General features: G+C 43.7%; 25 protein-coding genes. 23 read left to right on the top strand and 2 right to left on the bottom strand.

Going from position 1 to position 23,195, the window contains the following annotated elements:
* Positions 1-2: 2 nt before the first annotated feature.
* Together dnaN and dnaA are read right to left on the bottom strand one after the other, a co-directional pair.
* Entirely contained in the window at positions 3-1,103 is a 1,101-nt protein-coding gene (gene dnaN, locus L4C33_RS01855) for a DNA polymerase III subunit beta (protein WP_428810771.1), read from the bottom strand.
* A gap of 81 nt (positions 1,104-1,184) precedes the next feature.
* A complete protein-coding gene (dnaA, locus tag L4C33_RS01850; RefSeq protein WP_428810770.1) occupies positions 1,185-2,606 on the bottom strand; it encodes a chromosomal replication initiator protein DnaA in 1,422 nt (473 codons plus the stop codon).
* Between the two features lie 310 nt (positions 2,607-2,916).
* Between dnaA and L4C33_RS01845 the strand changes: the two genes are divergently transcribed.
* The 23 genes from L4C33_RS01845 to glmU all read left to right on the top strand — a co-directional run bounded on the left by L4C33_RS01845 (position 2,917) and on the right by glmU (position 23,080).
* The gene (locus L4C33_RS01845; RefSeq protein WP_428810769.1) at positions 2,917-3,666 is read left to right on the top strand and encodes an amino acid ABC transporter substrate-binding protein; all 750 of its coding nucleotides are present in this window, start codon (positions 2,917-2,919) and stop codon (positions 3,664-3,666) included.
* 116 nt (positions 3,667-3,782) lie between these two features.
* Positions 3,783-4,454, top strand: a complete 672-nt coding sequence (locus L4C33_RS01840; protein WP_428810768.1) for an amino acid ABC transporter permease — start codon at positions 3,783-3,785, stop codon at positions 4,452-4,454.
* Positions 4,451-5,188, top strand: a complete 738-nt coding sequence (locus L4C33_RS01835) for an amino acid ABC transporter ATP-binding protein (RefSeq protein WP_428810767.1) — start codon at positions 4,451-4,453, stop codon at positions 5,186-5,188. The genes L4C33_RS01840 and L4C33_RS01835 overlap by 4 nt, the downstream gene beginning before the upstream one ends.
* Before the next feature lie 206 nt (positions 5,189-5,394).
* On the top strand, positions 5,395-5,529 hold the full coding sequence (rpmH, locus tag L4C33_RS01830) for a 50S ribosomal protein L34 (protein WP_004735800.1): 135 nt from the start codon (positions 5,395-5,397) through the stop codon (positions 5,527-5,529).
* A gap of 45 nt (positions 5,530-5,574) precedes the next feature.
* Complete coding sequence (gene rnpA, locus L4C33_RS01825) at positions 5,575-5,898, top strand: ribonuclease P protein component (protein WP_428810766.1); 324 nt, start codon at positions 5,575-5,577, stop codon at positions 5,896-5,898.
* Positions 5,865-6,128, top strand: a complete 264-nt coding sequence (gene yidD, locus L4C33_RS01820; RefSeq protein ID WP_428810765.1) for a membrane protein insertion efficiency factor YidD — start codon at positions 5,865-5,867, stop codon at positions 6,126-6,128. The genes rnpA and yidD overlap by 34 nt, the downstream gene beginning before the upstream one ends.
* Before the next feature lie 2 nt (positions 6,129-6,130).
* The gene (yidC, locus tag L4C33_RS01815; RefSeq protein ID WP_428810764.1) at positions 6,131-7,750 is read left to right on the top strand and encodes a membrane protein insertase YidC; all 1,620 of its coding nucleotides are present in this window, start codon (positions 6,131-6,133) and stop codon (positions 7,748-7,750) included.
* Positions 7,751-7,882: 132 nt separating this feature from the next.
* Entirely contained in the window at positions 7,883-9,244 is a 1,362-nt protein-coding gene (mnmE, locus tag L4C33_RS01810; RefSeq protein ID WP_428810763.1) for a tRNA uridine-5-carboxymethylaminomethyl(34) synthesis GTPase MnmE, read from the top strand.
* Between the two features lie 57 nt (positions 9,245-9,301).
* Complete coding sequence (gene mioC, locus L4C33_RS01805; RefSeq protein WP_428810762.1) at positions 9,302-9,736, top strand: FMN-binding protein MioC; 435 nt, start codon at positions 9,302-9,304, stop codon at positions 9,734-9,736.
* A 481-nt stretch (positions 9,737-10,217) separates the two neighbouring features.
* The gene (mnmG, locus tag L4C33_RS01800; RefSeq protein ID WP_428810761.1) at positions 10,218-12,113 is read left to right on the top strand and encodes a tRNA uridine-5-carboxymethylaminomethyl(34) synthesis enzyme MnmG; all 1,896 of its coding nucleotides are present in this window, start codon (positions 10,218-10,220) and stop codon (positions 12,111-12,113) included.
* The gene (gene rsmG, locus L4C33_RS01795; protein ID WP_428810760.1) at positions 12,113-12,745 is read left to right on the top strand and encodes a 16S rRNA (guanine(527)-N(7))-methyltransferase RsmG; all 633 of its coding nucleotides are present in this window, start codon (positions 12,113-12,115) and stop codon (positions 12,743-12,745) included. The genes mnmG and rsmG overlap by 1 nt, the downstream gene beginning before the upstream one ends.
* A 14-nt stretch (positions 12,746-12,759) precedes the next feature.
* Positions 12,760-13,536, top strand: a complete 777-nt coding sequence (locus tag L4C33_RS01790; protein ID WP_428810759.1) for a ParA family protein — start codon at positions 12,760-12,762, stop codon at positions 13,534-13,536.
* A 27-nt stretch (positions 13,537-13,563) separates the two neighbouring features.
* Complete coding sequence (locus L4C33_RS01785; protein ID WP_428810758.1) at positions 13,564-14,445, top strand: ParB/RepB/Spo0J family partition protein; 882 nt, start codon at positions 13,564-13,566, stop codon at positions 14,443-14,445.
* A gap of 190 nt (positions 14,446-14,635) precedes the next feature.
* Complete coding sequence (locus tag L4C33_RS01780; RefSeq protein ID WP_428810757.1) at positions 14,636-15,025, top strand: F0F1 ATP synthase subunit I; 390 nt, start codon at positions 14,636-14,638, stop codon at positions 15,023-15,025.
* 8 nt (positions 15,026-15,033) lie between these two features.
* Positions 15,034-15,831 (top strand): F0F1 ATP synthase subunit A, encoded by a 798-nt coding sequence (gene atpB / locus L4C33_RS01775; RefSeq protein ID WP_428810756.1) that lies wholly within the window; start codon positions 15,034-15,036, stop codon positions 15,829-15,831.
* 48 nt (positions 15,832-15,879) lie between these two features.
* On the top strand, positions 15,880-16,137 hold the full coding sequence (atpE, locus tag L4C33_RS01770) for a F0F1 ATP synthase subunit C (RefSeq protein ID WP_004411110.1): 258 nt from the start codon (positions 15,880-15,882) through the stop codon (positions 16,135-16,137).
* Between the two features lie 58 nt (positions 16,138-16,195).
* Positions 16,196-16,666: a F0F1 ATP synthase subunit B gene (gene atpF / locus L4C33_RS01765; RefSeq protein ID WP_428810755.1), complete on the top strand. Its 471-nt coding sequence runs from the start codon at positions 16,196-16,198 to the stop codon at positions 16,664-16,666.
* Positions 16,667-16,681: 15 nt separating this feature from the next.
* Complete coding sequence (gene atpH, locus L4C33_RS01760) at positions 16,682-17,215, top strand: F0F1 ATP synthase subunit delta (protein ID WP_428810754.1); 534 nt, start codon at positions 16,682-16,684, stop codon at positions 17,213-17,215.
* A gap of 13 nt (positions 17,216-17,228) precedes the next feature.
* The gene (gene atpA, locus L4C33_RS01755) at positions 17,229-18,770 is read left to right on the top strand and encodes a F0F1 ATP synthase subunit alpha (protein ID WP_428810753.1); all 1,542 of its coding nucleotides are present in this window, start codon (positions 17,229-17,231) and stop codon (positions 18,768-18,770) included.
* A 48-nt stretch (positions 18,771-18,818) separates the two neighbouring features.
* Complete coding sequence (gene atpG, locus L4C33_RS01750; RefSeq protein WP_428810752.1) at positions 18,819-19,685, top strand: F0F1 ATP synthase subunit gamma; 867 nt, start codon at positions 18,819-18,821, stop codon at positions 19,683-19,685.
* Positions 19,686-19,719: 34 nt separating this feature from the next.
* The gene (gene atpD / locus L4C33_RS01745) at positions 19,720-21,123 is read left to right on the top strand and encodes a F0F1 ATP synthase subunit beta (RefSeq protein ID WP_137375416.1); all 1,404 of its coding nucleotides are present in this window, start codon (positions 19,720-19,722) and stop codon (positions 21,121-21,123) included.
* A gap of 18 nt (positions 21,124-21,141) precedes the next feature.
* A complete protein-coding gene (locus L4C33_RS01740) occupies positions 21,142-21,564 on the top strand; it encodes a F0F1 ATP synthase subunit epsilon (protein WP_010433239.1) in 423 nt (140 codons plus the stop codon).
* Positions 21,565-21,718: 154 nt separating this feature from the next.
* Entirely contained in the window at positions 21,719-23,080 is a 1,362-nt protein-coding gene (gene glmU / locus L4C33_RS01735) for a bifunctional UDP-N-acetylglucosamine diphosphorylase/glucosamine-1-phosphate N-acetyltransferase GlmU (RefSeq protein WP_428810751.1), read from the top strand.
* Positions 23,081-23,195: the final 115 nt, after the last annotated feature.

Below are 23,195 nucleotides of genomic sequence, written 5' to 3'. Positions count from 1 at the left end.
CCTTACAAGCGAATTGGCATCACGACATACATCGCACTGTCATCTTGAGCATTTTCGATAAGCGCACTGGCGTTAGCATCTGACATTGAGATTCGAACTTGATCACAACGCAGTGTGTTCAGAACGTCTAATACGTAGCTTACGTTGAAGCCGATTTCTAAATCGTCGCCGTCGAAGTTAACGTCTAGAATTTCTTCCGCTTCTTCTTGCTCAGGGTTGTTGGCTGTAATGCGCATTTCGCTATCAGCAAGGTTTACACGCACGCCACGGAATTTTTCATTCGAAAGAATCGCAGCACGAGAAAACGCAGAACGTAATTCATCACAACTAGCTTCTAGTGTTTTTGTCGTATTCTGCGGCATTACGCGGCGATAATCAGGGAAACGACCATCAACAAGCTTAGAAGTGAATACATAGTTGTTCACTTCAGCTCGAACATTTGAGTTACCAATTTGCAGAGTAACCGGCTGTTCAGGCGCGTCTAGTAGCTTCACTAATTCTTGAATACCTTTACGTGGCACGATGATTTGCTTTTGAGCAAAGTCAGCGCCTAATGCAGCTTGAGATACCGCCATACGGTGACCATCGGTAGCAACGCTGCGCAGAGTTGAACCTTCAATTTCAAATAACATACCGTTGAGGTAATAACGCACATCTTGGTTTGCCATTGAGAATTGAGTCTTCTCAATCAAGCCACGCAGTTCCGCTTGTGTCACTGACACTTCAACTTCGCTGTTCCAATCTTCAATATTTGGGAAATCAGCCGCAGGTAATGTTGCTAGCGAGAAACGACTGCGTCCAGAGCGAACTTGAATACGATCGCCATCCAATACCACTGTGATGATTGAGCTATCTGGCAAACCACGGCAAATATCTAAAAACTTACGTGATGGTACGGTAATGCTACCCGCTTCAAAGTCACCTTCAAGAGTCACTCGACTGATCAGCTCTACTTCTAAGTCAGTCGCCGTTAAAGAAAGTACGTTATCTTCAACTTTTAACAGTAGGTTGCCAAGAATAGGAAGGGTCGGTCGACCACCTAATGCACCCGATACTTGTTGTAACGGTTTGATTAAATGGCTGCGTTCAATGGTAAATTTCATATCTAGCTCTTACGGTATCAATGGTGCTCGTTATACAACGAGCAGCCTAATTCTTTTATCTCGGGTTAAGAATACTGTGTATTAAGAAGAAAGGGTACGAATCAGATTCGAATAATCTTCTTTAATGTCGTGGCTCTCTTCACGAAGTTGAGCGATCTTACGACAAGCATGCAGTACCGTAGTATGGTCTCGTCCACCAAATGCATCACCAATCTCAGGCAAACTGTGGTTAGTCAGTTCTTTTGCTAGCGCCATCGCTAACTGACGAGGGCGTGCAACTGAACGAGAACGACGTTTAGACAGTAGATCTGCGACTTTAATTTTGTAGTATTCCGCTACCGTCTTCTGAATGTTATCAATCGTAACCAGCTTTTCTTGCAGAGCTAACAAGTCACGTAGTGCTTCACGTACAAAGTCGATGGTAATAGGACGACCAGTGAAGTTTGCATTCGCAATAACACGGTTCAATGCCCCTTCTAGTTCACGAACGTTTGAACGAAGACGCTTAGCAATAAAGAAAGCCACTTCATCCGCTAGATGAATTTGGTGATCTTCTGCTTTTTTCATCAAGATAGCGACGCGCGTTTCAAGTTCAGGTGGCTCGATCGCAACTGTTAAGCCCCAGCCAAAGCGCGACTTAAGACGATCCTCTACCCCGTTGATCTCTTTTGGATAACGGTCAGAAGTAAGGATGATCTGCTGGTTACCTTCTAACAGTGCATTAAAGGTATGGAAGAACTCTTCTTGAGAGCGCTCTTTATTCGCGAAAAATTGGATATCATCGATAAGCAGAGCATCAACACTACGGTAATAACGTTTAAATTCTTCGATCGCGTTGTTTTGTAGTGCCTTTACCATATCCTGAACAAAGCGCTCAGAGTGCATGTAAACCACTTTAGCATTGGGCTTATTATCAACAATGGCGTTACCCACTGCATGCAGTAAGTGCGTTTTACCTAGACCAGTACCACCGTATAAAAACAGTGGGTTATAAGCTGTTCCTGGATTATCAGAAACCTGACGTGCCGCCGCTAAACCCAATTGGTTTGATTTACCCTCAACAAAGTTATTGAACTTATGTTTTGGGTTTACGTTTGAACGGTGGTTAAGGTCAACCGCTACAGGCTCTTCGTCGCGCCAGTTATTATGAACAGGCTTACGAGCTTGTAACTGTGCAGGTGCTGACGACTCAGCGGCCACATCGGCAGCTGTACGAGTGCGAGTCGGTGCTGGTGTCGCTGGCTTTGGTGCAATAACACGCTTGCTTCCCACTTCAAAATGCAGGTGTGGGATATCGTTACCGCAATATTCTTGCAGTAAACGGTTAATGCTATTTAGGTACTTATCACGAACCCAATCAAGTACGAAACGGTTCGGGGCAAATAGAGTTAGAGTATTGTCATTGAGCTCCGCTTGTAACGGACGAACYCACATACTGAATTCTGTAGCTGGTAGCTCTTCTTGAAGCTGTTGCAAACATTGCAACCAAAGCGAAGATGACACGGTGCCCCCACTCTATTTAAGTAATTTGAAATGACGGGCAATTTTACCTGTTGATAAGTCAGATCACCAGCGATTGATCGATGATCCGGTGAATAAGATCTAAGTTATTCACACTATTTAATGCCAAATCACTAAGATCCACACAATTTGCCCCAAATATACTCACATAACGATCCACTTATCCTCGGATCTTACGAGTTTATCCCCAAAAGCGGCATAGCTTCTGGTTATGGTTAATAACATCTGGTTATTTATTCTATTGAGCATTTTCCCAGTAACATCCTGCCCTATAAATATAAGGAGTTACCAAATGAAAAACTGGATTAAGGCTGCAATTGCAGTAATCGCACTCTCTGCTGCAACCGTACAAGCTGCTACTGAAGTAAAAGTAGGTATGTCGGGCCGCTATTTCCCATTCACGTTTGTTAAGCAAGACCAATTACAAGGTTTTGAAGTTGACCTATGGGATGAGATTGGTAAACGTAACGACTATAAAGTGGAATACGTTACCGCGAACTTCTCTGGTTTATTTGGTCTTCTAGAAACGGGGCGTATTGATACGATTTCTAACCAAATTACGATGACAGAAGCACGTAAAGCAAAGTACCTATTTGCTAATCCATACGTTGTCGACGGCGCACAAATTACAGTCCGTAAAGGAAACGACAGCATTAAAGGTGTTGAAGACCTGAATGGTAAAACTGTCGCTGTTAACCTAGGCTCGAACTTTGAACAGCTGCTGCGTAGCTACGATGAAGACAACAAAATCAACATCAAAACGTACGATACTGGTATTGAGCACGATGTAGCTCTAGGTCGCGCTGACGCATTTGTCATGGATCGCCTATCAGCTCTTGAACTGATCAAGAAAACCGGTTTACCACTACAATTAGCAGGTCAGCCATTTGAAACTATTCAAAATGCATGGCCATTCGTTGACAATGCTAATGGTAAAAAACTGCAAACTGAGGTTAACGAAGCATTAGCAGCAATGCGCGCAGATGGTACGCTAGCAACAATTTCTAAAAAGTGGTTTGGTGCTGACATTACACGGAAGTAATTACTCACTTTAACTAACCCAAACCCACTGCTGACACATTATGCGGTGGGTTTTTGCGTTTTATTTAACCATGAATACGCACACCCAATACACGTAACAAAACCAAGAGATTCATTATGGGGTTCGACTTCAATTACATGCTTGAGTTGCTGCCAATACTACTGAAGTATTTAGGCACAACCATGGAAATGGCGACATGGGGACTAGTGTTCTCACTTATCTTAGCCGTAGCACTTGCTAACATTCGAGTATTTAAAGTTCCGGTATTGGATCAATTAAGTCAGCTTTATATTAGCTTCTTTCGTGGCACACCATTGCTCGTACAATTATTCCTACTTTATTACGGATTACCGCAGGTTTTCCCTCTATTAGTAGGGTTAGATGCATTCAGTGCGGCTGTCATTGGTTTAACGCTACACTTTGCAGCTTATATGGCCGAGAGTATTCGAGCAGCCATCATCGGTATTGACCGTAGCCAAATGGAAGCAAGCCTGTCGGTAGGTATGACGACAAACCAAGCAATGCGTCGAATTATTCTTCCGCAAGCCACTCGTGTTGCACTGCCTTCATTGATGAACTATTTCATCGATATGATTAAATCAACTTCCCTAGCCTTTACGCTTGGCGTAGCGGAGATAATGGCTAAAGCCCAGATGGAAGCCTCATCCAGTTTCCGCTTTTTCGAAGCGTTTTTAGCCGTGGCTCTGATTTATTGGGGTGTTGTTGTCATTCTTACTCGCGTGCAAACCTGGGCAGAAACCAAACTCAATAAGGCGTACGTACGATGATCAAATTAGAAAATATCCACAAGCGCTTTGGTGACACCGAAGTACTTAAAGGCATCGACCTTGAAATCAAGCAAGGTGAGATCATTGTTATCATAGGTTCTAGTGGTACAGGTAAGTCTACCTTACTGCGCTGCGTGAACTTTTTAGAGCAAGCAGATCAAGGCACAGTCACTATTGATGACGTTAGTGTCGACRCCACTAAACACTCTAAGTCAGAAGTGCTCGCACTACGCCGTAAGACTGGCTTTGTATTCCAAAACTACGCTCTATTTGCTCATTTAACGGCAAAGCAAAATATTGCTGAAGGCTTGATCACTGTACGTGGTTGGAAAAAGCAGCAAGCCCATGAAAAAGCTCAACAAATATTAGATGATATTGGTCTAGGTGATAAGGCAGACAGCTACCCAGCAGCACTCTCTGGCGGCCAACAGCAACGTGTTGGTATTGGCCGTGCTATGGCATTCCAACCTGAATTACTTTTGTTTGATGAGCCAACTTCAGCGCTTGATCCTGAATGGGTCGGTGAAGTTCTGGCATTAATGAAGAAGCTTGCGACTCAACATCAAACCATGTTGGTTGTAACTCATGAGATGCAATTTGCTCGCGAAGTCGCTGATAGAGTGATCTTTATGGCTGATGGTCATATTGTCGAACAGGGATCTCCACAGGATATATTTGGTAGTCCACAGGATCCAAAATTAAAGAAATTCTTAAATAWGGTTGGGATCGAGTAAGGATCCTTGAGATTTTGCTCATAGTACGTATAATCCCCCGACCGGAATTTTAGTTAAGCCAATCATTGACACTTTTTGTGACAGTGATTACAATTCCGCCTCTTTGTTGAGAGGCGTCGGTTTTCCTTTCTTATATAAAGAAGAGAAAAAATACCCACGCCGGGTTTAACAAAAACCTAAAACTACTGATCAGTAAGGTAATTACAATGAAACGCACTTTTCAACCTACAGTTCTAAAGCGTAAGCGCACTCACGGTTTCCGTGCTCGCATGGCTACTAAGAACGGTCGCGCAACAATCAATGCACGTCGTGCAAAAGGCCGTAAGCGTCTTTCTAAGTAATCTTTGATTATTTTGAATAAGCTAGCCTTCGGTCGGGAGTTACGCTTGTTAACTCCCGAACATTACCAGTTCGTCTTCAAGCAAGCTCATCGAGCTGGCTCTCCTCATTTCACCATTATTGCTCGCAACAATTCTCTTTCGAATCCTCGTCTTGGATTAGCTGTTCCGAAAAAACAGATTAAAACCGCTGTGGGTCGTAACCGATTCAAACGTCTTACTCGTGAAAGCTTTCGTAACAATCAACACCAACTTCCTAACAAAGATTTTGTTGTTATCGCTAAAAAAAGCGCGCAAGATTTGAGCAATGAAGAAATGTTCAAATTACTAGACAAATTATGGCTTCGTCTGTCTCGCCCTTCGCGAAAGTAGCAATCGGACTTGTTCGATTATACCAAGGCTTCATTAGTCCTATACTTGGGCCACGCTGTCGTTTTACGCCAACTTGCTCTTCATATGCGTTAGAAGCGTTGAAAGCTCACGGTTTTGTAAAAGGAAGTTGGTTATCAGGCAAACGTCTATTAAAATGCCAGCCTTTGAATAAAAAGGGTTGGACATACGACCCCGTTCCACCAGTCCAAAAACAAGACAGAGATAAATAACGATGGATTCTCAACGTAATATCCTGTTAATCGCACTGGCTTTGGTTTCTTTCCTACTTTTCCAACAATGGAACGTAGCGCAGAACCCAGCTCCACAAGCGGTTGAGCAGGCACAATCTAGCAGTACCCTACCTGCACCATCTTTTGCTGACGATTTAGACCCAGCACCAGGTCAAACAGCGTCGACAAAAATCATCAAAGTTGTAACTGATGTTTTGACTCTGTCAATTGATCCGGTTGGTGGTGATGTTGTTTCAGCAGAGCTTAACGACTACGCCGAAGAATTTAACTCAGAAGAGCGTTTTACTCTTTTGAAAAATATTCCTGGTCACCAGTTTATTGCTCAAAGTGGTTTAGTTGGTCCTCAGGGCATCGACTTAAGCAGCACTAATCGTCCTAACTACTCTGTTTCTGCAGACAGCTTTACACTAGCTGACGGTCAAGACGAACTTCGCATTCCAATGACATACCAAGCGAATGGCCTTAACTACACAAAAACATTCATCCTAAAACGCGGTAACTACGCGATAGATGTTGAATACGATGTAGTAAACAACTCAGGCAACAACGCAACATTTGGTATGTATGCTCACCTTCGTCAAAATGTAATGGACGACGGTGGTAGCCTAACAATGCCAACTTACCGTGGCGGCGCATACTCAACTGAAGATACTCGTTACAAAAAGTACAGCTTCGACGATATGCAAGATCGTAACCTGTCAATCAACCTAGCTAATGGCCAAGGTTGGGCAGCAATGATCCAACACTACTTTGCATCAGCTTGGATTCCACGCGATGAAGCAGGCAGCAACCTTTACACTCGTGTAATTGGTAACCTTGGTGATATTGGTATTCGCATGCCAAACAAAACTATCGCTGATGGTTCTGAAGCTAACTTCAAAGCTACACTTTGGGTTGGTCCAAAACTTCAAGACCAAATGGCAGCAGTTGCTCCTAACCTAGACCTAGTAGTTGACTACGGTTGGTTATGGTTCATTGCTAAGCCACTTCACTGGTTACTATCTATGATTCAAGGCGTAGTAGTTAACTGGGGTCTAGCAATCATTGTACTAACATTCATCGTTCGTGGTGCTATGTACCCACTAACGAAAGCTCAGTACACTTCTATGGCAAAAATGCGCATGCTTCAGCCTAAGCTGACTGCAATGCGTGAGCGAATTGGTGATGACCGCCAGCGCATGAGCCAAGAGATGATGGAACTGTACAAGAAAGAAAAAGTAAACCCGCTAGGCGGCTGTCTACCTATTCTTCTACAGATGCCAATCTTCATCTCACTATACTGGGCACTAATGGAGTCTGTTGAACTACGTCATTCACCGTTCTTCGGTTGGATCACTGACCTTTCAGCACAAGACCCATACTACATCTTGCCACTTCTAATGGGTGCTTCAATGTTCCTAATTCAGAAGATGAGCCCGACGACTGTAACGGATCCTATGCAGCAGAAGATCATGACCTTTATGCCGGTTATGTTCACATTCTTCTTCCTGTTCTTCCCTTCAGGTCTGGTTCTTTACTGGTTGGTATCGAACGTAGTGACTCTTATCCAGCAAACGCTTATTTACAAGCAACTGGAAAAGAAAGGCTTACATTCTAAATAGAGTGTGAGTTGAGAAACGCATAAAGAAAGGCGACCAAAAGGTCGCCTTTTTGTTTTGAGCTGATTACAATTCAGCTAATTATTTTATCCATAGATGCATGAATTAGCGCTTCTATATTCAATAGGCACAGTTATGACTACAGATACTATTGTTGCTCAAGCAACGGCACCAGGACGTGGCGGTGTCGGCATTATTCGCGTTTCCGGCCCCAAAGCCGTGCAAGTGGCTTTAGAAGTAACAGGTAAAGCTCTCAAGCCTCGCTACGCAGAATACTTGCCTTTTAAAGCTCAAGACGGCACCGAGCTAGACCAAGGTATTGCCCTTTACTTCCCTAACCCGCATTCATTTACTGGTGAAGATGTTTTAGAGCTGCAAGGTCATGGTGGCCCTGTGGTTATGGACATGCTGATTAAGCGTATTCTGACAATTTCAGACGTACGAGCAGCACGCCCAGGTGAGTTTTCTGAACGTGCTTTCTTAAACGACAAGATGGATTTGACTCAAGCGGAAGCAATTGCAGATTTAATCGATGCTAGCTCGGAAGAAGCAGCTAAATCAGCACTTCAATCCTTGCAAGGCGAGTTCTCTAAACGAATTAACACACTCGTTGATTCATTAATTCACTTACGTATCTATGTAGAAGCGGCGATCGACTTCCCTGAAGAAGAGATCGACTTTCTTGCCGACGGTAAAGTGAGCGCAGACTTACAAGCAATTATTGATAACTTGGAAAGTGTTCGTAAAGAAGCTAACCAAGGTTCTATCATGCGAGAAGGCATGAAAGTGGTGATCGCTGGCAGACCTAATGCGGGGAAATCTAGCTTACTTAACGCGTTATCAGGAAAAGACTCCGCTATTGTCACTGATATTGCAGGCACAACCCGCGATGTACTTCGTGAACACATTCATATCGACGGTATGCCTCTGCATATCATTGATACTGCTGGGCTACGTGAAGCGTCTGATGAAGTTGAAAAAATTGGTATCGAACGCGCATGGGAAGAAATTGCTCAAGCTGACCGTGTATTATTTATGGTTGATGGCACCACAACTGATGCCACTGATCCAAAAGAAATCTGGCCAGATTTCGTTGATCGCTTGCCGAAGAAAATTGGCATCACTGTCATTCGAAATAAAGCCGATCAAACCAGTGAAGATCTTGGTATTTGCCACGTTAACGACCCGACTCTTATCCGACTGTCGGCTAAGACAGGCCAAGGTGTTGATTCCTTAAGGAATCACCTAAAAGACTGCATGGGCTTTGCTGGTGGCAATGAGGGAGGCTTTATGGCGCGTCGTCGTCACCTAGACGCACTAGAAAGAGCTTCACACCACCTAGATATAGGCCAACAGCAGCTTGAAGGCTATATGGCAGGAGAAATTCTGGCCGAAGAACTTAGAATAACTCAGCAGCACTTAAATGAAATTACCGGTGAATTCAGCTCAGACGATCTACTAGGTCGAATCTTCACTTCATTCTGTATCGGTAAATAACTTTCACTGTATCGCCTAGCTCAAAGCCATGCTAGGCGACATTAAAGGGATATGTATATGATTCAAATCATTACAGGCAGCACTTTAGGCGGATCTGAATACGTTGGGGATCACCTTAGCGATCTACTCGAAGAGCATGGCCACCAAACAACGATCCACAACCAACCAAACTATGAAGAGATCCCTGTTTCTGGTACTTGGTTAATCGTTACTTCAACACACGGTGCTGGAGAGTTTCCAGACAATATTCAACCTTTTATTGGTGCACTAAAAGAGAACTCACCATCGCTCAATGCGCTAAAAGTAGCCGTTATTGCGATTGGTGATTCAAGTTATGACACCTTCTGCTCAGCAGGGAAAGAGGCGTTCGAGTTACTCACAATTCTTGGTGGTAAGCCGATTAGTGAGTGTTTTACCATCGATGTTTTGGAAAATCCGGTACCAGAAGACGCTGCTGAGGAATGGTTAGGGGACAATATCTCTAACTTTTAGCTGTAGCGAACTCGACTTGGCGGCTTTTTAGCCGCTTTTTTTATACCTAAAATTCGTATTGTGAATAACTAATCTAGTATAACCGTAACTGTTTGAACAAAAAACGAACAAACAGTCTGTTGATAAGTAGACCTATATCCAGTGATAAACCTATAGTTATCCAAATAATAACTTTTAGGCTATTTCTCCCCTGTGTATAAGTAGCCTTTTTGATCCCAGCTAATCCTCATCATGATCCAAACTAGATCACATGATTTGATCTAAAAAAGATCCATGATCTCGTTGATCATTTTCGACTTATCCACAGACACCCTCGATCCTAATAGTAGATCTAATAAAAGATCTCTCTAAAGATCCTTGTATATTTTAATTAAAAAGAGAGTCGTTTAAAAACCTCAAAAACATTTTCTCAGCCAAGGAAAACAGGTAGAATATCGCTCCTTAATTTGTCCATTACTCGCTTGAATACCTGAGGTCGGTCATGCTTTATCACGAAAAATTTGACGTCATTGTTGTTGGTGGCGGCCATGCAGGAACGGAAGCCGCACTCGCATCAGCCCGCACTGGGCAAAAAACGTTGCTACTCACACACAATATCGACACCCTAGGTCAGATGTCATGTAATCCAGCTATTGGCGGAATTGGCAAAGGACACTTGGTCAAAGAAGTCGATGCTATGGGTGGCTTAATGGCTCAGGCGATTGATCACGCAGGTATTCAATTTAGAACGCTTAACGCATCGAAAGGTCCAGCAGTTCGAGCGACTCGCGCTCAAGCTGACCGAGCTCTTTACAAAGCGTTCGTACGCAGTGCACTTGAAAATACGCCGAACCTAACTTTGTTCCAACAATCGGTTGATGATTTGATCGTTGAACAGGATCAAGTGGTGGGTGTTGTGACGCAAATGGGTTTGAAGTTTCATGCTCAGGCTGTGGTACTGACCGTAGGCACATTCCTTGGTGGTAAAATTCATATCGGAATGGAAAGTTCTGAAGGTGGCCGTGCTGGTGATCCACCATCGATCGCACTTGCACAGCGCTTAAGAGATCTTCCATTTCGAGTTGATCGCCTGAAAACGGGTACTCCTCCGCGTATTGATGCGCGCAGTGTCGACTTTTCTGAACTTGAAGTTCAACATGGTGATAACCCAACGCCGGTATTTTCTTTCATGGGGAATCGCAGTCAGCAACCGCGTCAGATCCCTTGTTACATTACTCATACCAATGAACAAACCCATGATGTTATCCGAGCTAACCTAGATCGCAGCCCAATGTACGCGGGTGTTATCGAAGGCATTGGCCCACGTTACTGTCCTTCAATTGAAGATAAAGTAATGCGATTTGCGGACAAAGACAGTCATCAGATTTWCATTGAGCCTGAGGGTTTAACAACGCATGAGTTGTACCCGAATGGTATTTCAACAAGTTTGCCTTTTGATGTTCAAGTTCAAATCGTACGTTCAATGAAGGGTTTTGAGAACGCACACATAGCACGTCCTGGTTACGCTATTGAGTATGATTTCTTTGATCCTCGCGATTTGAAACAAACTTACGAGACTAAGTTTATTAAAGGCCTGTTTTTTGCTGGTCAAATTAATGGTACGACTGGTTATGAAGAAGCTGCGGCTCAAGGCTTGATGGCTGGTTTAAACGCGAGCTTGTTTACTCAAGGTAAAGAAGGTTGGAACCCACGTCGAGATCAAGCTTACATGGGTGTACTGATTGACGATTTGTCGACAATGGGTACTAAAGAACCGTACCGCATGTTTACTTCTCGTGCGGAATACCGCCTGTTGCTGCGTGAAGATAACGCTGATATCCGTTTGACGGAAAAATCTCGTGAACTTGGCTTGGTTGATGATGCTCGTTGGGCACGTTTCAACGAAAAAGTTGAAAACATGGAAAAGGAACGTCAACGTCTGAAAGAAACTTGGGTTAACCCTAAATCTGAAGGTATTGATGATCTTAATAAGATTTTGAAAGCACCAATGTCTCGTGAGGCGAGTGGTGAGGATCTTCTTCGTCGTCCAGAAATGACTTATGCACAGCTCACTCAGCTTGATCAATTCGGTCCAGCTTTGGAAGATCAACAAGCGGCTGAGCAAGTAGAGATCCAAGTTAAGTACGAAGGCTATATTCAGCGTCAGCAAGATGAAATTGAAAAGTCACTTCGTCATGAAAATACAAAACTTCCTCTTGATTTGGATTACAGCCAAATTAAAGGCCTTTCTAATGAGGTAGTTTTAAAGCTGTCGACAGCAAAACCAGAATCTATTGGTATCGCGTCTCGAATTTCAGGCATTACACCTGCCGCTATTTCCATTCTTCTCGTGTACTTGAAGAAACAAGGTCTACTTAAAAAAGGTGACGAAGCATAATGAGTGCATTACGTGAAAAACTGGATCAATTACTCGGACAAACAGATTTAGAAGTGAGTGACTTACAACGTGACCAGTTAGTGGGCTACGTTGAAATGCTGAATAAGTGGAACAAAGCTTACAACCTAACGTCAGTTCGCGATCCTATGGAAATGATGGTTAAGCATATTCTGGATAGTGTTATTGTTAGTACTCACTTGCAAGGCAAGCGCTTTATCGATGTGGGTACAGGCCCTGGTTTACCAGGTATTCCGCTATCAATCATGAATCCTGATAGTGAGTTTTTCTTATTGGACAGCTTAGGCAAGCGTATTCGTTTCATTAAGCAAGTTGTTCATGAATTAGGTTTGAAGAACGTAACACCGGTTCAAAGCCGAGTTGAAGAGTTCCAACCAGAAGAAAAATTTGATGGTGTTCTAAGTCGTGCGTTTGCTTCAATGACAGACATGGTCGAATGGTGTCATCATTTACCTAAAGCGCAATCCGGTGTATTTTTGGCTCTGAAAGGACAACATCCGAGAGATGAAATCGATCAGCTTCCAGAATGGTGCTCAGTCACTGACATTAAAACGTTAGTAGTTCCTGAACTCGAAGGTGAGCGACATCTAGTAACTTTATCGCGTAAGGGATAAACAGCGAGGCCATCGTGGGTAAAATCGTAGCAATAGCCAACCAGAAAGGTGGCGTAGGTAAAACAACAACATGCATCAACCTTGCTGCCTCTATGGCAGCAACAAAGCGTAAAGTATTGGTTATTGATTTAGATCCTCAAGGCAACGCAACAATGGCGAGTGGGGTCGATAAATACCAAGTTGAAGCATCTGCTTACGATTTGTTAGTCGAAGACACTTCTTTTGAGGAGGTTGTTTGTCGCCATACATCGGGCAATTATGATTTAATTGCTGCGAATGGTGACGTCACTGCCGCTGAGATTAAGCTCATGGAAGTGTTTGCTCGCGAAGTTCGTTTAAAGAACGCGTTGGCGCCAGTTCGTGATAACTATGATTTCATCTTTATCGATTGTCCTCCATCTCTAAACCTCCTTACAATCAACGCTATGGCAGCTGCTGATTCTGTGTTGGTACCAATGCAGTGTGAATACTTTGCACTTGAAGGTCTAACGGCGTTGATGGACACCATTAGTAAGTTGGCAGCGGTAGTAAACGAAAATCTAAAGATCGAAGGTTTACTTCGAACTATGTACGATCCTCGTAACCGCTTATCAAACGAAGTGTCTGATCAATTAAAGAAACATTTTGGTAGTAAGGTATACCGAACTGTTATTCCAAGGAATGTACGTTTAGCTGAAGCGCCAAGTCATGGTAAACCAGCAATGTACTACGACAAATATTCTGCCGGCGCCAAAGCGTATTTAGCGTTAGCGGGTGAAATGTTACGTCGCGAAGAAGTCCCAGTATCATAAATACTCCAACCGAAGGAATTAGCTCAAATGTCTAAGCGTGGTTTAGGAAAAGGGCTAGATGCTTTATTGGCAACTAGTTCATTAGCTCGTGAGAAACAGCAAGTTGCAACTCATAGTCAGGCAATGTCTGCTGACGGGGAGTTGGTTGAACTTTCCATCTCTAGCTTGAAACCAGGTGTTTATCAGCCTCGTAAAGACATGGCTCCAGAAGCGCTAGAAGAACTAGCTGCATCTATTCAATCTCAAGGTATTATTCAGCCAATTGTCGTGCGCCCAATTGCAGTAGATAAATTTGAGATTATTGCCGGTGAGCGTCGTTGGCGTGCAGCGCGTCAAGCAGGGTTAAAACAAGTCCCATGTTTGATTAAAAATGTACAAGATCGTGCTRCGATTGCTATGGCTCTCATTGAGAACATTCAGCGTGAAGATCTAAACGTTATCGAAGAAGCTCAAGCTCTTGAGCGTTTACAAAATGAATTTGAACTGACGCACCAAAAGGTAGCGGAAGTAATTGGTAAATCACGTACGACAGTCAGCAACCTACTTCGTCTAAATCAACTTGATGATGTAGTGAAAGAACTTGTGGTCGCGAAACAGTTAGAAATGGGCCATGCGCGTGCGTTATTGGCGCTTGAAGGTGACCAACAAGCAGAGGTTGCCCAAACGGTTGCTAAAAAGCAAATGACCGTACGTCAAACTGAACAATTAGTTAAAAAGTGCTTAACACCACAGGTTGAGCGAGAAACTGCAGAACAAGACTCAGAAGTAATAGATATGTCACAAAGATTAAGTGAAATAATACAAGGCAAGGTATCTATTGTTCGTTCTGCTAGTGGAAAGTCAAAAATCACAATTAGTCTTGATGAGCCTCACAAATTGGAGCAATTGATTGCCAAGCTAGAGGGGTAGATGAGATAATTGATTTAAGTCAATTATGTAATTAATTAATTTTTGTTCGAAAGTTGTCGGTTTGTAAACAAAACTGTAACTTTTTGCTGCGTTATCATTGCAATCAGTTCGACTCACCGTATAATTTTCGCCAATTTCCCAGTACTGATTCATATCGGTACGTTGTGGGTACTACTAGAGGTACGAATACATGATGGCGGCGTTAGCAAGACCAGGACGAGTGCTTGCAAAGCAAATGTTATTGATCGAGTTCAGCGCGGTTATTTTATTGGCAGTAGGATTAGGTATAACTGTTAATCCTGATTGGGGTTTTGCTTCACTGGTGGGTGGCGGTATTTTTGTCATTTCCAATGCAGTATTTTGTTTTTGTGCATTTATCTTCTGCGGAGCTCGAGCGACCAAGTTGGTTGCAGCATCGTTCTACGCAGGTGAAGCATTAAAAATCTTAATCACGGTTCTACTATTTTCTATTGTCTACATGTATATGCAGGTGGAACTTGTTCCCCTCAAACTGACCTATTTACTGGTTCTAGGTATTAATATCTTTGCGCCAGTGCTTTTCATTAACAATAAAAAATAGGATGAGTTATGGCTGCGCCAACAGCATCCGGATACATTGAACACCATCTACAACACCTTTCTTTAGCTAAGTTTGGTCTAGTAGAGGAGACAAGTTTCTGGAACGTACATATAGACAGTCTGTTTTTTTCGGTGTTGACAGGGATGTTATTCCTTTGGGTTTTCCGCTCAGTCGCTAAGAAAGCAACAGTAGGTGTACCAGGAAAGCTTCAGTGTTTTGTTGAAATGGTAGTGGAATTCGTTGGCGACAACGTTAAAGAAACTTTCCATGGCCGCAATCCTCTGATCGCTCCTCTAGCACTGACTATATTCTGCTGGATTATCATAATGAACTTGATGGACTTAGTGCCTATCGATTTCTTACCGTATCCTGCAGAGCATTGGTTAGGTATCCCTTACTTGAAAGTGGTTCCTACAGCTGATGCAAATATAACAATGGCTATGGCTTTGGGCGTTTTTGCATTGATGATCTACTACAGCATCAAAGTAAAAGGGCTTGGCGGGTTTGCTAAGGAATTGGCACTTCACCCATTTAATCACCCAATCATGATTCCATTCAACCTGGTTCTAGAAGTAATCTCGCTATTAGCGAAACCTTTATCTCTAGGCATGCGTTTGTTTGGTAATATGTTTGCTGGTGAGGTGGTGTTTATTCTTATTGCAGCAATGCTACCGTGGTACTTGCAATGGGTAGGTGCTCTACCTTGGGCTATCTTCCATATCTTGGTTATTTTGATTCAAGCGTTCGTTTTCATGATGTTAACTATCGTTTATTTATCAATGGCCCATGAAGATAGTGATCACTAAATTTTTTAAGCTTTTATTCTAACTATTAATGTTAATCGGAGAACGTAAATGGAAACTGTACTAAGTTTTTCAGCAATCGCTGTTGCTATTATTGTTGGTCTTTGTGCCGTAGGTACTGCAATTGGTTTTGCTATTCTTGGTGGTAAATTCCTAGAAGGCGCTGCGCGTCAACCTGAAATGGCTCCAATGCTACAAGTTAAGATGTTCATCATCGCTGGTCTACTGGATGCTGTTCCAATGATCGGTATCGTAATCGCACTACTATTCACGTTTGCTAACCCATTTGTTGGTCAACTAGCAGGCTAATTAGCTATTAATAGTTAATTAAATTTTTGTAGTTGATTCTTAACGAGGGGTAGCTGTTGTGAATATGAACGCAACTCTGCTAGGTCAAGCAATTGCTTTTTCTATGTTTGTTTGGTTCTGCATGAAATATGTATGGCCACCAATCATGCAAGCAATCGAAGAACGTCAGAAGAAAATTGCTGACGGTCTTGCAGCCGCTGAACGCGCTGCGAAAGACTTGAACCTGGCACAAGCCAACGCTTCTGAGCAAATGAAAGAAGCAAAGCGCACTGCAACTGAGGTTATTGAACAGGCAAACAAACGTAAAGCTCAAATTATTGATGAAGCTCGCGAAGAGGCTCAGGCAGAGCGCCAGAAGATCTTAACGCAAGCTGAAGCAGAACTTGAAGCTGAGCGCACACGTGCCCGTGATGACCTGCGCAAACAAGTCGCAACTCTGGCTATAGCTGGTGCTGAGAAAATCCTTGAACGTACAATCGACAAAGATGTACACAAAGATCTTCTTAACAACATTACTGCAAAACTTTAAAGCAAGGGGCTGTATATGTCTGATTTGACTACAATCGCACGCCCCTATGCTAAAGCAGCCTTTGACTTTGCGGTGGATAAAGGTGAGCTAGACCAATGGGGTCAAATGCTTACTTTTGCTGCCGAAGTGGCACAAAATGATGATGTTCATAATTTATTAAGCGGTTCTATGACTGCGGAAAAATTAGCGGAAGTATTCATTGTTATTTGTGGCGAACAATTTGATGAATTCGGTCAGAACCTAATTAAGGTGATGGCAGAGAACGGCCGTTTAATGGCTTTTCCTGATGTGTGCAAACAGTTCTTATTGCTCAAACAAGAGCATGAGAAAGAAATCGACGTTGAAGTAACTTCAGCTGTTGAGCTTTCTGAAGAACAACGAGCAGATATCAGCAGCAAATTGGAACTGCGCCTAGCGCGCAAAGTTCAGCTGAATTGCAGTATAGATGAGACTCTACTTAGTGGAGTTATTATTCGAGCCGGAGACCTAGTCATCGATAACTCAGCGCGCAGTCGTCTAGACCGCCTGAGCGATGCATTGCAGTCTTAATGGGGATTGGAGCATGCAACTTAATTCCACTGAAATTAGCGATCTAATTAAACAACGTATTGAATCTTTCGACGTTGTTAGTGAAGCTCGCAATGAAGGTACTATCGTTTCTGTAAGCGATGGCATCCTTAGCATCCACGGCCTAGCGGACGTGATGCAAGGTGAAATGATTGAACTACCGGGTGGCCGTTACGCGCTAGCACTAAACTTGAACCGTGATTCGGTTGGTGCAGTTGTAATGGGCCCATATGCTGACCTACAGGAAGGCATGAAAGTTACAGGTACTGGTCGTATTCTTGAAGTACCAGTAGGTCCTGAAATGCTTGGTCGTGTTGTAAACACGCTAGGTGAGCCAATTGATGGTAAAGGTCCTATCGAAGCGAAACTAACTTCGCCTGTAGAAATTATCGCACCAGGTGTAATCGACCGTAAATCGGTAGATCAACCTGTTCAAACTGGTTACAAGTCTGTTGACTCAATGATCCCTATCGGTCGTGGTCAACGTGAACTAGTAATCGGTGACCGTCAGACTGGTAAAACAGCAATGGCGATCGATGCGATTATTAACCAAAAAGATTCTGGTATTTTCTCTATCTACGTAGCTATCGGCCAAAAAGCGTCGACTATTGCTAACGTAGTTCGCAAATTAGAAGAGCACGGCGCACTGGCTAACACTGTTGTTGTTGTTGCATCTGCTTCTGAATCTGCAGCGCTACAATACCTAGCGCCATACGCAGGTTGTGCGATGGGTGAATACTTCCGTGATCGCGGTGAAGATGCACTGATTGTTTATGATGATCTATCTAAGCAAGCTGTAGCTTACCGTCAAATCTCGCTACTACTTAAGCGTCCACCAGGTCGTGAAGCGTTCCCAGGTGATGTTTTCTACCTTCACTCTCGTCTACTAGAGCGTGCTGCTCGTGTAAGCGAAGTATACGTAGAGAAGTTTACTAACGGTGAAGTGAAAGGTAAGACTGGTTCTTTAACTGCTCTTCCTATCATCGAAACGCAAGCTGGTGACGTATCTGCATTCGTACCAACGAACGTAATCTCGATTACTGATGGTCAGATCTTCCTACAAACTGAGCTATTCAACGCGGGCGTACGTCCAGCTGTTGACCCAGGTATCTCAGTTTCTCGTGTAGGTGGTTCGGCGCAGACTAAAATCATCAAGAAGCTATCTGGCGGTATCCGTACTGCTCTAGCTCAATACCGTGAACTTGCTGCATTTGCACAGTTCTCATCGGATCTTGATGAAGCGACTAAGAAGCAACTAGACCACGGTCAAAAAGTTACAGAACTGATGAAGCAGAAGCAATACGCTCCTATGTCTGTATTTGACCAAGCTCTAGTAATCTTCGCTGCAGAGCGTGGATACCTTCAAGACGTAGAACTGACTAAAGTTCTAGACTTTGAAGCTGCTTTACTGTCGTTTGCTCGTGGTCAATATGCCGATCTAGCAACACAGATCGACACAACGGGTGCTTTCAATAAAGAAATCGAAGCTGAGCTGAAGAAGCTTGTTGACGATTTCAAGGCAACCCAGACCTGGTAATTGGTAGGTGGCCTTAGGGTCACCTCATACCATTAACGGAGAGTAACGATGGCCGGCGCAAAAGAGATACGTAATAAAATCGGTAGTGTTAAAAGCACACAGAAGATTACGAAAGCAATGGAAATGGTAGCAGCTTCAAAAATGCGTCGTTCTCAAGACGCAATGGAAGCTACTCGTCCATATGCAGAAACAATGCGTAAAGTGATCGGTCATTTGGCTAATGGTAGCCTCGAGTATAAGCATCCTTATCTTGAGGAACGTGAAGCCAAACGTGTTGGTTACATCATCGTTTCTACAGACCGTGGTCTATGTGGTGGTTTGAACATTAACTTGTTCAAGAAAGCTATGCTAGACATGAAAGATTGGTCTGAGAAAGGTGCTGATGTGGAGCTTGCAATTGTAGGTTCTAAAGCAACAGCATTTTTCAATAACAGCGGCGCGAAAGTAGCAGCTCAAGTTTCTGGTCTGGGCGATCGCCCAAGCCTTGAAGACTTGATTGGCTCTGTAAGCGTTATGCTGAAGAAATATGATGAAGGCGAACTAGATCGCCTGTTCGTAGTGTTCAACAAGTTTGAAAACACTATGGTACAAGAACCAACGATCGATCAATTACTTCCTTTGCCTAAATCAGACAGCGAAGACATGAAACGCGATCATGCTTGGGACTACATTTACGAACCTGAGCCAAAACCACTTCTTGATGCTTTACTGGTTCGCTATGTCGAATCTCAAGTGTATCAAGGTGTGGTCGAGAATCTTGCTTGTGAGCAAGCGGCTCGAATGATTGCTATGAAATCAGCAACAGATAACGCTGGTGACATTATTGATGACTTAGAACTTGTGTATAACAAAGCCCGTCAATCGGCGATTACACAAGAACTTTCTGAGATCGTTTCAGGTGCAGCTGCGGTTTAAGCTTAGGTAAAACTAAATAGTTAGAGGATTAACGATGGCTACAGGTAAGATCGTACAGATCATCGGTGCGGTAGTCGACGTAGAGTTCCCACAGGGCGAAGTACCTCGTGTATACGATGCTCTGAATGTTAATGAAGTGAAAGAACGTCTAGTTCTTGAAGTTCAGCAACAACTTGGCGGTGGCGTGGTTCGCGCAATCGTAATGGGTAGCTCTGATGGTTTACGTCGTGGTTTGACAGTTGAAAATACTGGCGCTCCAATCTCAGTACCAGTAGGTACTAAGACATTGGGTCGTATCATGAATGTCCTAGGTGACGCGATTGATGAGTGTGGTGAAATTGGTGCTGAAGAGCATTACGCCATTCACCGTGAAGCTCCAAGCTACGAAGAGCAGTCTAACGAGACAGCTCTTCTAGAAACTGGTGTTAAAGTAATCGACTTGATTTGTCCATTCGCTAAGGGTGGTAAAATCGGTCTATTCGGTGGTGCTGGTGTAGGTAAGACCGTTAACATGATGGAGCTTATCAACAACATCGCACTTCAACACTCAGGCCTATCTGTTTTTGCAGGTGTAGGTGAGCGTACTCGTGAAGGTAACGATTTCTACTTTGAAATGCAGGAAGCAGGCGTTGTAAACGTTGAAAACCCTGAAGAATCAAAAGTAGCAATGGTTTACGGTCAGATGAACGAGCCACCAGGTAACCGTCTACGTGTTGCACTGACTGGTCTAACAATGGCAGAGCGCTTCCGTGACGAAGGTCGTGACGTTCTACTGTTCGTTGATAACATCTACCGTTACACACTAGCAGGTACTGAAGTATCAGCACTTCTAGGTCGTATGCCTTCTGCGGTAGGTTACCAACCTACACTAGCTGAAGAAATGGGTGTTCTACAAGAGCGTATCACGTCAACTAAAGCTGGTTCTATCACGTCTGTACAGGCGGTATATGTACCTGCGGATGACTTGACTGACCCGTCTCCAGCAACAACGTTCGCGCACTTAGATGCAACGGTTGTACTTAACCGTAACATCGCATCTATGGGTCTATACCCAGCGATCGACCCGCTAGATTCTACTTCACGTCAACTGGATCCATTGGTAGTTGGACAAGAACACTACGACATCGCTCGTGGCGTTCAGTCTACTCTTCAGCGCTATAAAGAGCTGAAAGATATCATTGCTATCCTAGGTATGGACGAGCTATCTGAAGAAGATAAGCAAGTTGTATCTCGTGCTCGTAAGATTGAGAAGTTCCTTACTCAGCCTTACCACGTAGCGGAAGTATTTACAGGTGACCCAGGTGTTTACGTACCTCTTAAAGAGACTCTACGTGGCTTCCAAGGTCTACTATCTGGTGAATACGATGACATTCCAGAGCAAGCGTTCATGTACTGTGGTGCAATTGACGAAGCTATTGAGAATGCTAAGAAGCTATAAGGCTAACTAGGAGGCGATATGGCAGCAATAACCTTTCACCTAGACGTTGTAAGTGCAGAGAAACAGCTTTTCTCTGGTCTTGTTGAAACGTTTCAGGTGACCGGTAGCGAAGGTGAACTTGGTATTTTCCATGGTCATACTCCGCTGCTGACCGCTATCAAGCCTGGTATGGTGCGTATTGTTAAGCAGCACGGCCACGAAGAAATCATTTATGTTTCTGGTGGTATGGTAGAAGTTCAGCCTGGTACAGCGACTGTACTGGCTGATACAGCTATCCGTGGTGAAGAGCTAGACGCAGCAAAGGCTGAAGAAGCCAAGCGCAAGGCTGTGGAGAATATCCAAAATCAGCATGGCGACATGGACTTCGCGCAAGCGGCCGGTGAACTGGCTAAAGCCATTGCTCAGTTACGAGTAATCGAGCTGACGAAGCAACGTCGATAATTTTATATAAAGTTATCAGTGTTGAGATAAAGGCGACCTTAGGGTCGCCTTTTTGCGTTTCTAATACCAGTAACTGTACTTGCACATTTAAATATCCGTCTAAAAACGGTTACAATAGAAGCTTAATCAAAAATAACGTCAAATAGGTTTTTAAATGAAGTTTAGCGCGGTCATTCTCGCTGCGGGGAAAGGAACTCGCATGTACTCCAACATGCCGAAAGTACTTCATACATTGGCAGGTAAGCCGATGGTGAAACACGTCATCGATACCTGTAATGGTCTTGGTGCTCAAAATATTCACTTGGTATATGGCCATGGTGGGGATCAGATGAAGGTTACTTTAGCTGAAGAGTCTGTTAATTGGGCATTGCAAGCTGAGCAACTCGGTACCGGCCATGCGGTTGATCAAGCATCTGAGCATTTTGCCGACGATGAAAAGGTACTTGTGTTGTACGGTGATGTTCCTCTTATTTCACCTGAAACGGTTGAAAACCTATTAGATGCTCAGCCAAATGGCGGTATTGCACTACTGACAGTCGTGCTAGACAACCCCATGGGCTATGGCCGTATTATTCGTCGTAATGGCCCTGTTGTCGCTATCGTAGAGCAAAAAGATGCGACAGATGAGCAAAAGCTTATCAAAGAGATTAATACCGGTGTGATGGTTGCTACTGGTGGCGATCTTAAGCGCTGGTTGTCTGGCCTAAGCAACGATAACGCACAGGGAGAATACTACCTAACTGACGTTATCGCAGCGGCTCACGATGAAGGTCGTGCAGTTGAAGCGGTTCACCCAGTAAGCCCTATTGAAGTTGAAGGCGTTAACGATCGCTCTCAACTTGCTCGTTTAGAGCGCGCTTACCAGGCTGAACAGGCTGATAAGTTATTGAAGCAGGGCGTTATGCTGCGTGATCCTAGTCGCTTTGACCTACGTGGCGAACTACAATGTGGTATGGACGTTGAAATCGACACCAACGTTATTATTGAAGGTAGCGTGAGCATTGGTGATAACGTGGTTATAGGTACGGGTTGTGTTCTGAAAGACTGTGAAATTGACGATAACACCATTGTTCGTCCATACAGTGTCATTGAAGGCGCAACCGTTGGTGAAGACTGTACGGTTGGTCCATTTACTCGCCTACGCCCAGGTGCTGATATGCGTAACAACTCGCATGTAGGTAACTTTGTTGAAGTTAAGAACACTTGCCTTGGTGAAGGCTCTAAAGCTAACCACCTCACCTATCTAGGTGACGCTGAAATAGGTCAACGCGTAAACGTTGGCGCGGGTGCTATTACCTGTAACTATGATGGTGCGAACAAGTTTAAGACTATTATTGGCGATGACGTATTTGTTGGTTCAGATAGTCAATTGATCGCTCCAGTAACGATCGGTAACGGTGCAACAGTTGGCGCCGGTTCTACAGTAACGAGAGATGTTGCTGAGAACGAGTTAGTTATTAGTCGTGCTAAAGAGCGAAAAATAGCTAATTGGCAGCGCCCGGCAAAGAAAAAGTAAAACGATTTAGTATATTAAGAAAAGCCGCAGAATTATCTCTGCGGCTTTTTGTTTTATGGGAGCGTTAGTGAGGCGTTCATTCCTATTAGATAAAAAATAACCAGCTTGCCAATTG

Source organism: Vibrio makurazakiensis (assembly GCF_050337375.1).
In the GTDB taxonomy this organism is placed as follows: Bacteria; Pseudomonadota; Gammaproteobacteria; order Enterobacterales; family Vibrionaceae; genus Vibrio; species Vibrio makurazakiensis.
Note: the sequence above shows the minus strand (reverse complement) of the source record. Positions and strands in the feature narration are given on the sequence as shown.